The organism is Actinopolyspora sp. BKK2, from assembly GCF_011291845.1.
Lineage (GTDB): Bacteria > Actinomycetota > Actinomycetes > Mycobacteriales > Pseudonocardiaceae > Actinopolyspora > Actinopolyspora saharensis.
The window spans coordinates 164,579-177,479 of sequence record NZ_JAANTE010000002.1 but is presented as its reverse complement, the minus strand read 5'-3'; the positions used below and the strand labels follow the sequence as shown (position 1 = coordinate 177,479).

15 protein-coding genes are annotated in these 12,901 nt (G+C 67.8%); 9 read left to right on the top strand and 6 right to left on the bottom strand.

Features of this window, described 5'->3' with window-relative positions; all coding sequences use genetic code 11:
• Nucleotides 1-446 precede the first annotated feature (446 nt).
• Together G9Q41_RS04605 and G9Q41_RS04600 are read left to right on the top strand one after the other, a co-directional pair.
• Nucleotides 447-2,138 (top strand): glycosyltransferase 87 family protein, encoded by a 1,692-nt coding sequence (locus G9Q41_RS04605; RefSeq protein WP_242687132.1) that lies wholly within the window; start codon nt 447-449, stop codon nt 2,136-2,138.
• A gap of 215 nt (nt 2,139-2,353) precedes the next feature.
• Nucleotides 2,354-2,803 carry a hypothetical protein gene (locus G9Q41_RS04600; protein WP_165631998.1) on the top strand — a complete coding sequence of 150 codons (450 nt, stop codon included), beginning with the start codon at nt 2,354-2,356 and terminating at the stop codon, nt 2,801-2,803.
• Nucleotides 2,804-3,045: 242 nt separating this feature from the next.
• On the opposite strand, the gene G9Q41_RS04595 is transcribed toward G9Q41_RS04600, so the two are convergent.
• Together G9Q41_RS04595 and G9Q41_RS04590 are read right to left on the bottom strand one after the other, a co-directional pair.
• Nucleotides 3,046-3,246 carry a DUF397 domain-containing protein gene (locus tag G9Q41_RS04595; protein WP_165631999.1) on the bottom strand — a complete coding sequence of 67 codons (201 nt, stop codon included), beginning with the start codon at nt 3,244-3,246 and terminating at the stop codon, nt 3,046-3,048.
• Nucleotides 3,243-4,100 carry a helix-turn-helix transcriptional regulator gene (locus tag G9Q41_RS04590; protein WP_165632000.1) on the bottom strand — a complete coding sequence of 286 codons (858 nt, stop codon included), beginning with the start codon at nt 4,098-4,100 and terminating at the stop codon, nt 3,243-3,245. Before G9Q41_RS04590 ends, G9Q41_RS04595 begins: the two co-directional genes overlap by 4 nt.
• Before the next feature lie 141 nt (nt 4,101-4,241).
• Here G9Q41_RS04590 and G9Q41_RS04585 point away from each other — a divergent pair, with 141 nt between their 5' ends.
• Nucleotides 4,242-4,541, top strand: coding sequence for a zinc finger protein (locus G9Q41_RS04585; protein WP_165632130.1), 300 nt, complete (start codon nt 4,242-4,244; stop codon nt 4,539-4,541).
• Nucleotides 4,541-4,972 (top strand): hypothetical protein, encoded by a 432-nt coding sequence (locus G9Q41_RS04580; RefSeq protein WP_165632001.1) that lies wholly within the window; start codon nt 4,541-4,543, stop codon nt 4,970-4,972. The genes G9Q41_RS04585 and G9Q41_RS04580 overlap by 1 nt, the downstream gene beginning before the upstream one ends.
• A gap of 239 nt (nt 4,973-5,211) precedes the next feature.
• On the opposite strand, the gene G9Q41_RS04575 is transcribed toward G9Q41_RS04580, so the two are convergent.
• Nucleotides 5,212-5,796 (bottom strand): TIGR03086 family metal-binding protein, encoded by a 585-nt coding sequence (locus G9Q41_RS04575; RefSeq protein WP_165632002.1) that lies wholly within the window; start codon nt 5,794-5,796, stop codon nt 5,212-5,214.
• Nucleotides 5,797-5,913: 117 nt separating this feature from the next.
• On the opposite strand from G9Q41_RS04575, the gene G9Q41_RS04570 reads away from it, so the two are divergent.
• Nucleotides 5,914-6,876 carry a YafY family protein gene (locus tag G9Q41_RS04570; protein ID WP_165632003.1) on the top strand — a complete coding sequence of 321 codons (963 nt, stop codon included), beginning with the start codon at nt 5,914-5,916 and terminating at the stop codon, nt 6,874-6,876.
• Between the two features lie 64 nt (nt 6,877-6,940).
• On the opposite strand, the gene G9Q41_RS04565 is transcribed toward G9Q41_RS04570, so the two are convergent.
• The 3 genes from G9Q41_RS04565 to G9Q41_RS04555 form a co-directional block, all read right to left on the bottom strand.
• A complete protein-coding gene (locus G9Q41_RS04565) occupies nt 6,941-7,396 on the bottom strand; it encodes a GNAT family N-acetyltransferase (RefSeq protein WP_092525486.1) in 456 nt (151 codons plus the stop codon).
• An 85-nt stretch (nt 7,397-7,481) separates the two neighbouring features.
• Nucleotides 7,482-8,840, bottom strand: coding sequence for a hypothetical protein (locus G9Q41_RS04560; protein ID WP_347567468.1), 1,359 nt, complete (start codon nt 8,838-8,840; stop codon nt 7,482-7,484).
• A gap of 413 nt (nt 8,841-9,253) precedes the next feature.
• Complete coding sequence (locus G9Q41_RS04555; RefSeq protein WP_165632004.1) at nt 9,254-10,012, bottom strand: deoxyribonuclease IV; 759 nt, start codon at nt 10,010-10,012, stop codon at nt 9,254-9,256.
• Between the two features lie 294 nt (nt 10,013-10,306).
• On the opposite strand from G9Q41_RS04555, the gene G9Q41_RS04550 reads away from it, so the two are divergent.
• The 4 genes from G9Q41_RS04550 (at nt 10,307) to rpsR (ending at nt 12,801) form a co-directional block, all read left to right on the top strand.
• Nucleotides 10,307-11,311: a hypothetical protein gene (locus G9Q41_RS04550; RefSeq protein ID WP_165632005.1), complete on the top strand. Its 1,005-nt coding sequence runs from the start codon at nt 10,307-10,309 to the stop codon at nt 11,309-11,311.
• 165 nt (nt 11,312-11,476) lie between these two features.
• Complete coding sequence (gene rpsF / locus G9Q41_RS04545; RefSeq protein WP_092527887.1) at nt 11,477-11,857, top strand: 30S ribosomal protein S6; 381 nt, start codon at nt 11,477-11,479, stop codon at nt 11,855-11,857.
• Between the two features lie 62 nt (nt 11,858-11,919).
• Entirely contained in the window at nt 11,920-12,402 is a 483-nt protein-coding gene (locus tag G9Q41_RS04540; protein ID WP_092525480.1) for a single-stranded DNA-binding protein, read from the top strand.
• A gap of 159 nt (nt 12,403-12,561) precedes the next feature.
• Nucleotides 12,562-12,801 carry a 30S ribosomal protein S18 gene (rpsR, locus tag G9Q41_RS04535; RefSeq protein ID WP_017977085.1) on the top strand — a complete coding sequence of 80 codons (240 nt, stop codon included), beginning with the start codon at nt 12,562-12,564 and terminating at the stop codon, nt 12,799-12,801.
• Nucleotides 12,802-12,901 lie beyond the last annotated feature (100 nt).

Here is a 12,901-nt window from a genome sequence, read left to right as displayed (position 1 = left end):
TCACCATCGAGCAACAATTAGAAACCACCAAGATAAACAACTCTTGGACACCGAACCCCCGAACGAAACCCCCGAATCGATTCGCACCACTTTCGATGCGATCTTCACACAAGGAGTGATAAACCGCACAAAAACCCACACTCACCAGGATCCCTGTCTTCACGACCCCAGCAAGCAATCCGCGAAACACCGAAAAGACCGAACACGAGTAGTTCGGAAAGCCGCTCTACCACCCCGGCAGGCCCCGCCAGCGACGCGTAACGATTCGACCGACGACGCCTCCCGCCACCGGACAGCCGAGAGCTGACCTCCCCTCAGTCTCCACGCACGCCGGGGACACGTGGAAACGCGAACAGCACGACGCCCGCACGTGACCGCCTGTCCGGGGGCTTCTCAGATCCCGGTGAAGTCCACCGCTCGCAGGAGCTCTCCGGCCGCTCCGTAACATGCGGACCGTGTCCGAGCCGGATCAACCCGAGCAACCACCGAACGAGCGGCCCACGGCGGACTCCGGGAGCCAGCGGCGAACCAGAGCGGAAACCGCCGAGAACCGGCGGCCGCGGCAATCCGCTCCCGTGGACAACGACTCGCTCGGCCCGGCCCAACGGGTGGCTCCTACCTGGACGGAGCCGCTCGCCGCCGAGCTCAGCAAACCCTTCGGCGGCGGGCTCGGCAGACACGCCCAGATCGGCAGGCAGTGGTTCTGGACACCACTGCGAGTGATCCTGCTGCTCGCGGTGCTGCTGCTCGCCTCGGGTTGGTTGCTCAAGGCTCCCTGCACGCAGACCTACGAGACCGGGCAGGGTCACCAGTCGGTCGACTGGCGCCAGCACCGCCAGTACACCGCGCTGTGCTACACCGACCTCATCCCCCGCTACGAAAAAGGCGACCTGGCCTCCGACGACGCCTTCCCGTACAAGACCTCCTGGGTGGAGAACCGGGGGACACCGCAGCAGCAGGTCCGCTACATGGAGTACCCGGTGCTGACCGGGTTGTTCCAGTGGGTCAACGCCAAGTTCACCGACGGCTGGACGAGCCTGGCGCAGTACGGACTGCTGCCCACCTCGGCGTCCAGTGTGGTCTACTTCGACATCAGCGCGTTCTGGCTGGCCTGCGCCTGGCTGGTCACGGTGTGGGCGCTGACCCGGCTGTGCCGGTTCCGGATCTGGGACGCCGCGCTGGCGGCCATCTCACCGCTGGTGTTCGTGCACGCCTTCACCAACTTCGACGCGCTGGCCACCGCACTGGCCACCACGGGACTGCTCGCCTGGGCGCGCAGACGCGTGGGGCTGGCGGGAGTGCTGCTCGGCCTCGGCGCGGCCACCAAGCTCTACCCCCTGCTGCTGCTCGGCCCGGTGCTCGTGCTCTCCCTGCGGGCGGGAAGAATCCGCGAAGGGCTGCGCTGCCTGATCGCCGCGCTCGGTTCGTGGCTGGTCGTGAACCTGCCGATCATGGTGCTGTTCCCACGTGGCTGGTGGGAGTTCTTCCGGCTCAACAACACTCGTCCGGCCGATCCGGACTCGCTGTACAACGCGTTGATGCACTACACCGGCTGGGCAGGTTTCGACGGCCCGCTCTCCCACGGCGAGGTTCCCGCGGTGTTGAACGCGGTCAGCTTCGCGCTGCTGCTGACCGGCTGCGCGCTGATCGCCTGGCTGGGGCTGTCCGCACCGGTGCGCCCCAGACTGGCCCAGCTGTGCTTCCTCGTCGTCGCGGTTTTCCTGCTGACCAACAAGGTGTGGAGTCCGCAGTACTCGCTGTGGCTGGTGCCGCTGGCAGTGCTGGCCATACCGCGCTGGAGGCTGCTGATCAGCTGGATGCTCGTCGACGCCGCCGTCTGGGCTCCCCGGATGTACTACTTCCTGGGGACCTCGAACAAGGGACTGCCCGAGGGCTGGTTCCTCGGGGCGGTACTGGTGCGCGACGCGATGGTCGTGGTGATCTGCGCGCTCATCGTCGGGGAGATCCTGCGCCCGGGCAAGGACAAGGTGCGCCGGACGCTCACGGCCGACCCGCACGGCGGGTTCCTCGACGGCACGCGGGACCGGTTCGTGCTGCCCGCGCCGTCCATGCGTGGCAGTTCAGCATTGGGTCTCGCCCGTCCTCTCACTGCTTACACTTCGAAGGTAGATCGATGATACGAAAGTAGCAACGTTCTGCATTGTTCGCCATGAGACTGTACCCCATTTAGAGCACAGCAGGGCACAACTGACCTTATTTCCACCATCTCGAGTCAGCAAGCACTTCACAACTGGTTAATACAAGTGTCGTAAATCACTCAGCATTCCCCCTTGGTTTCAACTTGAGATAGGATACGCCCAGCAAAAAACAAAGATAAACACAGGAGGCAAACATGAAAAAAATTTCGTCGCGCGCCTTGAGGGTCATACTTACTTTTGCAGTTATCGCCCCGATGCAAATACTTATGTTCGCTCCCGCTGCTAGTGCCCAAGGAATCAAATGCACAGATATCGGAAACGGATTACTCTGCACAAACGCCTACGGCGACAAAGTTGACGTCTGGTATGACAAAAACTCTGGAGCACCAGTGAAGGTGGCTCTGCAATATCTGTACAACACCACATACAACGGTCCTAACTATGACGGACCACAGGTTCAGTGGGCTGGAGACATCAGACACTCTCCACATTTACCAAAAGTCATCGCCGCAGGCGAACGAAAGTTCGACAGTTACACCAGAATTGATAGCGATGGACATTGCTATGCCCCACGGATGTTTGTCTACGAAGGCGAAAACCTTCAGGACTCCTATCCAATTACAGGAGAATGGAATTGTGGATAGAAACGCTTCAGACGTTTGATCCATAAAAATTATTCTACGAAGCATGGCGCCGAACGCGCTCTTCCAGAACGCGCACTGCACCAAAGAGCGCGTTCGGCGCCATGCGATGTGCAGCGTAACGCGCACACAGAGCCCCAGCAACACTTAGAAAGGGGATAGGCGATCTCTGTCAGTCGCCTATTCCTAGCAGACAAAAAGATGGATTTCCCTGATGTGGATCCGAGCGCCCTCGGCCGCGTTCCTCACGCGCGGTCGCAGCCGCCGTCCTTGAGCCGCCCCACGAAGGCCGCCCACGTCTCCGGCGCGAGCACCAGAGTGCCGCCGCTCCGGTTCTTGGTGTCCCGCACGCCGACCGCCTCGGCGGTCAACGCGACCTCGACGCAGTGTCCGGTGTCGTTGGTCCGGCTGGAAGTGCGCCATAAGGAGGCGGGGAAAGCAGTCATTGCAGTTCCTTTCTCTTTTCGTCGATCAGAGTACGTGACTGTTCCGGGGTGAGTGCCAGAGTTCGCAGGTGGTCCATGATCTCCGTGTACTGGTCCACTTCGGCCTGCTTGTCGAACCAGATCGTTCTGACACGGGTCTCGAAGCAGACCAAGCCTGGATCGTCGGGGATCGGCACGTGGATGATCGTGAACGGCGCGGTCAACGCCGGATGAGCTCCCAACGATGTGGGACAGACCTGCAGCTGCACGTTGTCGAGATCGCCCAGTTCCAGCAGATGACCGAGCTGTCCGGCCATGACTTCAGCCGATCCGACGGGGCGGTCCAGGACTTGCTCCTCGAAGATCAACCACATCCGAACGGGGTTCTCGGCCCGAGTCAAGATGTCCTGACGTTGGGTCCGTAGCTCGATCTTCTGCTCCAGGTTGCTGTCCGAGCGTTGCCTTCCTCGGATCACGTGACGAGCGTAGTCGTAGGTCTGCAGCAACCCAGGAACCAACCGCGACTCGTATCCTTCGATCTTGGAAGCCCCGCGCTCCAACCCCAGGTAATCCTCGTAGCCGATGGGATCAGCAGTAAGGTCGATGTGTTCCCAGCCTGCCTTGCTGCCCTTCGCTTCCTCCAGCAACGCGAGGTACTGCTCGGTCTCCTCCTCGCGCCCGTAGACACGGAGGAGCTTCTCCAGGAATTCGGGCTTGGGGAGATTGCGCTGTCCCTCGATGTTGGCTACGCGCCCTTCCGAAGAGGACATGAGTCGCGCCACGTACGCCTGTGACCAACCAAGCTCCAGACGTATCCGCGTGAGTCCGAAGGCGATCCGCCTTTTCGACACTCGCGGACTTCCGGTAAACCCCATAGCTCCTCCTTGCCACCCTTGCCGATCAGCAGCGTACGCAACGCTCGATCAGGTGAAGAAGCTTGTATTCCTCACAAACTAGGGATCATGCTTACTTGTGAAGTTCACAAAATATGGCTCACAAGAGGAGCGGTGATCACCATGCTTGAGGTGCCGTTGGACGGGTTCGAGTGGCCGGGGCCGGTGGTGTGGTGGAACCCGGTCGACGGGTTCCGGCACGCCTTCGACGCCGGGCAGCGCCCTCGCCCAGACCAGCACCGCGAAACCCTGTGCGGCAGCAACGTCGTCCTGATCGACCCGAGCGACCTGGACTGGCTGCTGCCCACCTGCGACATCTGCATGAGCGCGGCGGTCGAACGCGGCCGCGCCAAGGAGGCGCGCCTGGACGAGACCCGCCGCAGACTGCGGGAACGCTTCGGACACACCGGGGAGGCGTTCTGATGCACCCGCCACCTCTGCTCAACGAACCCACCGGGCTGCTGCTCGTCCTCGGCACCGTGCTGGCCCTGGCACTGGGCAGCGCGCTGGCCCCGCTGCGCGGCGGGCACGGTCAACACTCCGATGCAGGCCCCGGCGCGCTGACCGTGCACACCCTGACCGCCGCACCCACCAGCACGAGCCCACCACCCCGAACCGCACCACGAACCCCGGCACCACACCGCACCCCCGAGCCCGCCAACTGGCCGACCACCGACCCGGACCGGCCGCACCGGCCCGACTCCGCGAGCACCACCGCCCCGTTACGCCACACCCGCCCCCGCGTCCCCAGCCTCGCCGAACAGGACCTCGCCGCCCTGCTCGGCATCGCCGCCCACCCGGACAGCTACGCCCCGGAACCCGGACACATCGGCCGCCACCGCCTCGGTTGGTGAACGACCGCCGGAAGCTCGGCTGTCGCGGCGGTCGCGGCGGTCGCGGCGGTCGCGGCGGTCGAGCGGCGATCGAGTGACGGTCGAGTGGCGGTGCGAGAGCACCCGGGCACTCTCGAACGTTTCGCGCGAAACTGCACGAGCCCCGGGTCGCTACCCGATGTCGGGGCACCCGCAGCCGGGCGCCGACTGAGGTTCCGCCAAGCGACCACCCACGCAACCGGCCCCGACCCGTCGGCCCTCTAAGGCCAACGCCCCAACCAGGCCGCCAACCTCCGGGCCGCCGGTGCTTCCGGCTCGACGGGCCGCACCGGTTCGAACGGTGTCGGCTTCCCCCGCCGCTCGGCGGGCATGATCTCCCGCGCCACCTCCAGGGTCTTCTCGGCCAGTTCCTCGTCCAGCCGGTCGTCCTCGATCCCCAGCGCCCGGGCGAGGTCCCAGCTGTGGGTCGCGGTGTCCAGCAGGCATCCGAGCAGCGCTTCCCGCCCAGGCAGCTCTCCCCAGGGCAGCGACATCTTCCTGTCGAGCGCGGCTCCGTCGGCCCAGGCCTCGTTCAACCGCGCGGCCTCCGCGGCGTAGACCTCGGCCCACTCCTGGTCACCCGCGTTCCGCGGCGGCGGGGTGGCGGCCGCGGCATCGGTCTCGCCCGCTCCGAGGTTCGCGTAGCACCCGGTCATCACGACCACGTGATCCAGCAGCGCCCGAACGTCGAACTCCGTGCAGGGCGTCGGCGCCTCCAACTGGGCGGGCCGCACTTCGGCCACCAGTGTGGACAGCTGTTCCGTGGCCCCGCTCAACCAGGGGCGCGGGTCCGCCATGGTGCTCATCCGGTCCTCCTCTCCGATCGTGTCGCGGCCGAGTCTCGCGCGGAAACCGGACAGGAACTGTCGTGTTTCCTCCGGCATTCTGGTGCGGACCGGACGCGACGAGCGGAGGCCGGAGCCGTGAAATCAGATCGACTGCTGGCGATCCTGCTGATCCTGCAGGTTGAGAGGAGAGCGCGCGCCACCGAGCTGGCCGGGCGGCTCGAGGTCTCCCCGCGCACGATCCACCGCGACGTGGAGGCGCTGTCCGCCGCGGGCGTGCCGGTCTACACCGAGCGCGGCCGGAACGGCGGCGTTCGCCTGCTGTCGGGGTTTCGCACCGACGTCAGCGGGCTCACCCCCGACGAGGCACGAGCGCTCTTCGTGCCCGCCACCGGCAACGTCCACGGCGCCCTCGGGTTGAGCGGGGCGCTGGGCTCGGCGCTGCGCAAAGTGCTCAGCGCTCTTCCGGAAACCCACCGGCCCACCGCGGAACGCACCAGCGGGCGCGTGCTCGTCGACCCGGACCGCTGGATGAGCGACGCGCGACCGCCGGCCGAGCTCGACCTGCTGCACTCGGCCGTGCTCTCCGACAGCGGAGTCCGCATCGAGTACCGGCACAGCGGGGAGACCACCACCCGCGAGTACGCGGTGGACCCGTACGGGCTGGTCTGCAAAGCGGGCGTGTGGTACCTGGTCGCCGACCACCGGCGCTCGCCGCGACTGTTCCGGGCCGACCGGATAGCGCGCACCGAGCTCACCGGGCGAGCGGCGCGTCACCGGGACGTGTCACTGGCCGAGGTCTGGGAGAAGTTGCGGCGCGACGTGCAGGAGCGGCCCGAGCTGGTCCGCGTGCGGGCCCGGATGCGCACTCACCGGCTGGACATGGCGGGCAGGATCATCGGATCGCGCATGAGCGTGCGCCCGGCGGGCGAGCACAGCACCGGGGAGTGGACGGAGATCGAGCTGCACTGCCCCGCCCTGGGAGCGGTGCGCCAGCTGCTCCAGTTCGGCGCCGACGCCGAAGTGCTCGAACCGCCCGAGGCCAGGGCCGAGGCGGCCCGGGGCGCCCGCGAGCTCGCCGAGCTGTACGCGGACGGCTGACCGCGGAAGGCGGGAATCGGCTCCCGAGGCGACCGGGTCGCCGTGAGCAGCGCGCGGAGGAGTTCTACGAGGCGGCTCGCCGGTGCTCGACGGTAGTCAGCACCTGATCGACCCCTTCGTCGTGCTCGTGCACGAAACCGTGCCTCTCGTAGAGCCGTCGCGCGGCGCTGCCGCGGACCACCAGCAGCCGGAACGGGCGGTGGTCGCGGTGCAGCTCCAGCACGCTGCTCAACACCCGACCGCCTATCCCCCGTCCCCGCGCCCACGGGTGCAGGTAGAAGTGCTCGACCCACTGCGCGTCCGGTTCGGGACGCACCGCGATCATGCCCGCGGCCGAGTCGTCCAGCAGCACCACGCGGCTGTTGGCCGGGACGAACTCGTCGAAGAAGCGCTGCCGCACCCGCTCGCGGTCCCACACCCCCAGACGTTCCAGATCGGGGCGCATGGCCTGCTCCTTCAACTCGACCAGCCACTCGGCGTCCTCGGGCCTCGCCGGACGGAACGACCAGAAACCGCACATGAGCCGAGTATCCAACGGCTCGCCGCGGGCAGGTCGCCAACCCCCGCCGGGCCTGCGTCACCGACCGAGGGCCCAGGAGCGCGAGTCAGGAGTTCACCGCGGGAGCACCTGATCCCACCGCGGCGGGCTCCCGCGGTGTCTCGGGGGCTCGCAGGAACGCGACGAAGAGCCCCACCAGCAACGCCGCCCGGCCCCACACCCCGATGACGACGGCCTGCGCGGCCAGCGACTGGTAGATGCTGTACGGCTCCTCGGCGTTGATCAGGTACATCCAGCGGAAGAAGCCGATCCCCATGGCCGCGTCGGCCAGCAGGTAGGCCACCACCCAGCCCGCAGGCACGCGCAGCAGCACGAAGAACGGCAGCAACCAGAGCACGAACTGCGGCGAGTGCACCTTGTGGAACAGCAGGAACCCGCACAGCATCGCCGCGGACACGGCGATCCACGGGAACGTCCCCGTCAGCGCTCGCCTGCGCATGCCGAGCGAGCAGGCCAGCGCGAAGGAGAGCAGGATCAGCGCCGGGGAAAGCACCCCAACCAGGGACTCGAACCGGTCCTCCTCCACCAGCGGACGCAGCCCCCAGTACCAGATCGAGTTGGTGCTGACGTCCACCGCGCGCTGCAGCTGGAAGCGGAACGAGGCCAGCCACCCCTGGAAGCCCAGCACGGCGAAGGGGAGGTTCACCAGCACGAAGGTCCCCGCGGTCACGGCGAGCACGCGCAGCGCGCCGCGCACGTCGAAGCGCCGCGCCCGCTCCGGCGGGGAGTCCCCCCGCGGGCCTCCGGTGAGCACGTACAGCGCCAGCGGAACCGCGAAAATCCCGGGGTAGAACTTCACGGCCGCGCCCAGCCCCAGCAGGACCGCCGCGAACGCGGCAGCTCTTCGCGGGGGACCGCTGCCCGCTCTGTGCACCGTGTACACCGCCGCGACCGCGCACGCCGCGGCGGCCAGGTCCCAGTTGTGGAAGGAGTACAGCACCAGCGGCGGCCCCAAGGCCCAGATCAGGGCTCGCCACCTGCTCAACCGGCCGAGCCACCACGCGGTGAGCAGTCCGAACGGCGCCAGCAGCAGGGCCGAGGCGGCGAGGAAGCCCGCGTCGGTGGACACGAGCAGCGAACCGAGCCAGATGAGCACGCCGATCAGCACCGGGTACTCGACCACGCCGCCGTACAGCTGCCCGCTGTCGGTGATCCCGCCGTTCACGTACGGCACGACCATCTCGTCGAGGTTCCGCGAGCCCCACAGCTGCTGCAGGTCCGAGTAGCACACCACCCCGTAGGAGCGCTTCCACAGCTCCGGTCCGGAGCTGCCCGACTCGTCGAAGGTGGGGCCCGTGCAGCGGGCCTTGTGCGCGTAGCCGAGCAGCATCGTCAGCCCGGCCAGCACGCACAGCACCGTCAGAGCCAGCGCGGACAGCCCCCGGCCCCGACGCGTGGACGTCACCGAACCGTCCCGTGACGGCGTTCTCCTCGTGGTCTCGATACCGCGCTACCTTCGAACCGGATGGTCACTGCCCCCGAGAGGCGATCTCGGGGCCTTGCTTTTCGAGAGTCCGCAACAGAGCTTTGCTCGCGTGGTCGGGTAACCGGCACGTGAGTCGGCGCCCTGCATCGGAAGTGCGCAGAATTCCCCTCCAGCGCGCCAACGCCCCGGACAGGAGCTCCCGATCAAGAGCCCCACGCCGACGAGAGCGCTGTGAGCCTACGCAGTCGGCACCGCCGCGGGTTCTCTCGTGGTGCTCTCGCGAGGAAGGCCCGACGTGGTGTAGGTGGCTACTCGATGTCGGGCACCCGGAGCGAGAGCCCGCGAGAGGTTCCGCCACCCGCACCGCCAAGCAAACCGACCGGCCGACCCTCCTACCTCCGAAGGAAGGAGATATCGGCCGCCTGCCCCTCCGCGGGCGTCTCCACGACCACCGGCGCCCCGGCGCTGGAGCACACCTCGCGCAGCACCTCCGGGTCCACAGTTCCGGAGCCGATGTTGGTGTGCCGGTCGCGCCAGGAGCCGAACTCGTCCCGCGAGTCGTTGAGGTGGACCAGGTCCAGCCGTCCCGTGATCGAACGTACCCGCTCCACGATCCCGACCAGGTCCTCGCCCGCGGCGTGCGCGTGGCAGGTGTCCAGGCAGAAGCCGGCCCCGAACTCGCCGACCGCGTCCCAGAGCCTGGCCAGGTCGTCGAATCCGCGCGCCATGGCGTTGGCACCCCCGGCGGTGTTCTCGATCAGCACCGGGACCTCGAAGCCGCCCTCCGCCTCCTGGCGCTCGAACACCTTGCGCCAGTTCGCGACGCCCTCGGCCGGATCGTCGTTCTTGGTGACGTGTCCACCGTGGACCACCACCCCGGACGCACCGACCTCGGCGGCGGCCCGCGCCTGCTGCACCACCGCCTTGCGGGAGGGTATCCGCACGCGGTTGTTCAGCGAGGCGACGTTGATGACGTACGGCGAGTGGACGAACACCTCCAGCTCGGACTCCCTCAGGCGCTCGGCCTGCGGATGTGGTTGCGGTGCCTTCCAGCCCTGCGGGTCGGAGAGGAAGAACTGCACGACATCGGCATCGCGCTCGGCCGCGGCCTCCAGCGGATCCTCGTCGCGGACGTGGGCCCCGATCTGCATGGGCCCGAGTCTAGAGTGCGCCTGGGAGCCGCCGCGCGTGGTCGCCGGATCACCCCGGCGTCGCCGCCCCGCTTCGGCGGCGGGAGGCTCGCCCGGCGGGAGCGTGCCGGACCGTGCCCGGCGCGGAAATCCGATCACCAACCGGTAACGACACCGTCCCGCCGCGTCACCGCACGGCAACTCGCGCGTTGGTCCGGGCAACGGCTTCGTCAGGACTTCGTCTCGAGTCGCGGGAGGTTTCCGCTCCGCCGAGCCGGCACGACCGAACCGGAAAAGCTCTGCAGGGGTGCGTGTATGAGCAGCGAACACGACCGCGAACGCGCGGCGAGCCACCGTTCCCGCGGACCGGCCGCAGGACTGCGCGGCGCCGCGCTCCCCGTGGTGAGCGCGGTGCTGCTCGCAGGCGGCCTCGCCGCTGCGGGAGCGGCCGAGGCGTCGTCGAGTCCCGTCGCGATCGGCACCTGCACCGAGGACGTGAGCAGCGACGCCCCCGGGCAGCGAATCGTGGCCGCACCGACCGCGCTCGACGCGAAGGTCGAGCAGGCCGCGCTGCTCGTCTTCCCGTTCCAGTTCGAACGCGCCGAGCGGATCAGGAAGCAGTTCCTCGAGTCGGAGCCGGTCGAGCTCGGCTCCGTCACCGGGCAGGAGCAGGAGTTCTCCGGTCGCGACCTGGCCGAGGCGCTCGCCCCCGAGGTCACCGCGCTCCCCGCGGTGGGGGACGCGGGCGAGGCGATGAACTTCCACGTGGGCAATCTCGCGGCCGTGGGCTGCCTCGGCGGGGTTTCCGTGCCCGGGCAGGAGCAGCCGGGCACCTCGCAGCCCTCCACCTCACCGTCCGAGCCCCCGCCGTCCTCGGCTCCGGAACCCACCGAAACCGACGCCCCCTCCGGAGAGGAACGCTCCGGGGACGGGCGTTCCGGAGAGCAGCCCTCCGGGCAGCAGCGGTCGAGCTCGCCTGCTCCGCGGACGGACGACTCGACACCGGGCGGCACCACTCCGAACCACCCCCCAGGGCCCGCCGAGCACGTGAACCCCTCGGACTACGCTTATGTCCCGGGGTCGTTACCGCCGTGGTCGGACACCCGGTTCGGGGAGGCTCCCGGCGGAAGAGCCGAGACGGGTGATCTGCGAAGCGACGAGAAGCACGACCAGCAGGACCGCGTGCGTGAGGCGGGCAGCGCCGAAGCACTGCCTTCCGAGACGGGCAAGAGGGTGGCCCTGCCGGTGTTGCTCGCCGCGATCTCGCTGGCCGGGGTGACCTCGGCGCTCATCAGGACTTGGGTGCTGCGCCGAACCTGACCGAGCTGCCGCCCTCGAGTGCGCACCACCCGGGGCGGGGCGAAACAACACCCAGGTCACCGGAGTTTTCCACCGGGTTGCTAGACTGGTCCGGCTCGCCCACGCGGCGACCCTCCTGCCACGGAGAGTCCGTGGCCGTGAGTCCACAGGAGGTGAGTGGTCTTCATGCGTCATTACGAGGTCATGATCATTCTTGACCCGAGTCTGGACGAGCGCAACGTGTCCTCGTCCCTGGAGAATTACCTCAAGGTCGTCCGTAACGACGGCGGCAGCATCGAGAAGATGGATGTCTGGGGCCGTCGCAGGCTCGCCTACGAAATCAACAAGCGTGCCGAGGGCATCTACGTTGTGCTGGACCTGAACTGCGAGTCCTCGACCGTGAACGAGCTCGACAGGCAGCTCAACATCAGCGAGAACGTGCTGCGCACCAAGATGCTGCGCAAGATCGTCCAGCCGCGCAAGGAAGCCCGCCTCGCCCGGGCCAGCGCCAAGGCCGCCAAGGCGGCCCAGCAGCAGGCCCAGAGCGCGGTCGGCACCTCCGCCTGATCCGCTTCGAAGGCGACCGGCAATGATGCCCGACCGCAGCACAGAGACGGAGTTTCCAGGCGATGGCCGGTGAAACGGTAACCACGGTGGTCGGCAACCTGACGGCCGACCCGGAACTGCGCTTCACGCCCTCCGGCGCCGCGGTGGCGAACTTCACCGTCGCCTCGACGCCGCGGTTCTACGATCGCCAGGCGGGCGAGTGGAAGGACGGCGAGGCGCTGTTCCTGCGCTGCAACATCTGGCGACAGGCCGCGGAGAACGTCGCCGAGACCCTCGCACGCGGAATGCGCGTGGTGGTGCAGGGGCGGTTGCGCCAGCGCTCCTTCGAGACGAAGGAGGGCGAGAAGCGCACCGTCGTCGAGATGGAGGTCGACGAGGTCGGCCCCTCGCTGCGCTACGCCACGGCCAAGGTCAACAAGATCAGCCGCGGCAGTGGTTCGGGAGGCGGTTCCGGTGGATCCGGCGGATTCGGCGGGGACGACCCCTGGAGCTCCGCTCCACCGGCCGGTTCGGGTAGCGGTTTCAGCGACGAACCGCCCTTCTAGCCAGGGTGGAACACCACGGTCCGGCGGTTCTTCCGTCCGGGGTGTGGCCATACCGTTCCGCGAATGCCCGGCCGCGACCGGTGCACGGAAACGACACCGGTGTCGCGGCCGAACGAAAGCCCTCTACGGAGTTCTCGCTCTCTTCAAAGGAGCAAGCACATGGCCAAGGCGCCCGTGCGCAAGCCGAAGAAGAAGGTCTGCGCCTTCTGCGACGACCAGAACGTCCTGAGCATCGACTACAAGGACACCACGCTGCTGCGCAAGTACATCTCCGACCGCGGCAAGATCCGCGCGCGTCGTGTGACGGGTAACTGCAGCCAGCACCAGCGGGATGTCGCCATCGCGGTCAAGAACGCCCGCGAGATGGCGCTGCTGCCGTACACCTCGACCGCCCGGTAAACCGAGACTTCCGACCACGGCCCCGGGAATTCGCGCGCGGAACGCGCTCCGGCCCGCTCCGGGCCGGTCGGGCGCGGGCTCGTCGCCCCGGTCCGGCGTC

Excerpts from the sequence above, each read along its gene's own strand:
- G9Q41_RS04540 (WP_092525480.1), top strand. The coding sequence starts at position 11,920 with ATGGCCGGTGAAACGGTAACCACGGTGGTCGGCAACCTGACGGCCGAC.
- G9Q41_RS04580 (WP_165632001.1), top strand. The coding sequence starts at position 4,541 with ATGCACCCGCCACCTCTGCTCAACGAACCCACCGGGCTGCTGCTCGTC.
- G9Q41_RS04600 (WP_165631998.1), top strand. The coding sequence starts at position 2,354 with ATGAAAAAAATTTCGTCGCGCGCCTTGAGGGTCATACTTACTTTTGCA.
- G9Q41_RS04590 (WP_165632000.1), bottom strand. The coding sequence starts at position 4,100 with ATGGGGTTTACCGGAAGTCCGCGAGTGTCGAAAAGGCGGATCGCCTTC.
- G9Q41_RS04585 (WP_165632130.1), top strand. The coding sequence starts at position 4,242 with ATGCTTGAGGTGCCGTTGGACGGGTTCGAGTGGCCGGGGCCGGTGGTG.
- rpsF (WP_092527887.1), top strand. The coding sequence starts at position 11,477 with ATGCGTCATTACGAGGTCATGATCATTCTTGACCCGAGTCTGGACGAG.
- G9Q41_RS04565 (WP_092525486.1), bottom strand. The coding sequence starts at position 7,396 with ATGTGCGGTTTCTGGTCGTTCCGTCCGGCGAGGCCCGAGGACGCCGAG.
- rpsR (WP_017977085.1), top strand. The coding sequence starts at position 12,562 with ATGGCCAAGGCGCCCGTGCGCAAGCCGAAGAAGAAGGTCTGCGCCTTC.
- G9Q41_RS04550 (WP_165632005.1), top strand. The coding sequence starts at position 10,307 with ATGAGCAGCGAACACGACCGCGAACGCGCGGCGAGCCACCGTTCCCGC.
- G9Q41_RS04595 (WP_165631999.1), bottom strand. The coding sequence starts at position 3,246 with ATGACTGCTTTCCCCGCCTCCTTATGGCGCACTTCCAGCCGGACCAAC.
- G9Q41_RS04555 (WP_165632004.1), bottom strand. The coding sequence starts at position 10,012 with ATGCAGATCGGGGCCCACGTCCGCGACGAGGATCCGCTGGAGGCCGCG.
- G9Q41_RS04575 (WP_165632002.1), bottom strand. The coding sequence starts at position 5,796 with ATGAGCACCATGGCGGACCCGCGCCCCTGGTTGAGCGGGGCCACGGAA.
- G9Q41_RS04605 (WP_242687132.1), top strand. The coding sequence starts at position 447 with ATGCGGACCGTGTCCGAGCCGGATCAACCCGAGCAACCACCGAACGAG.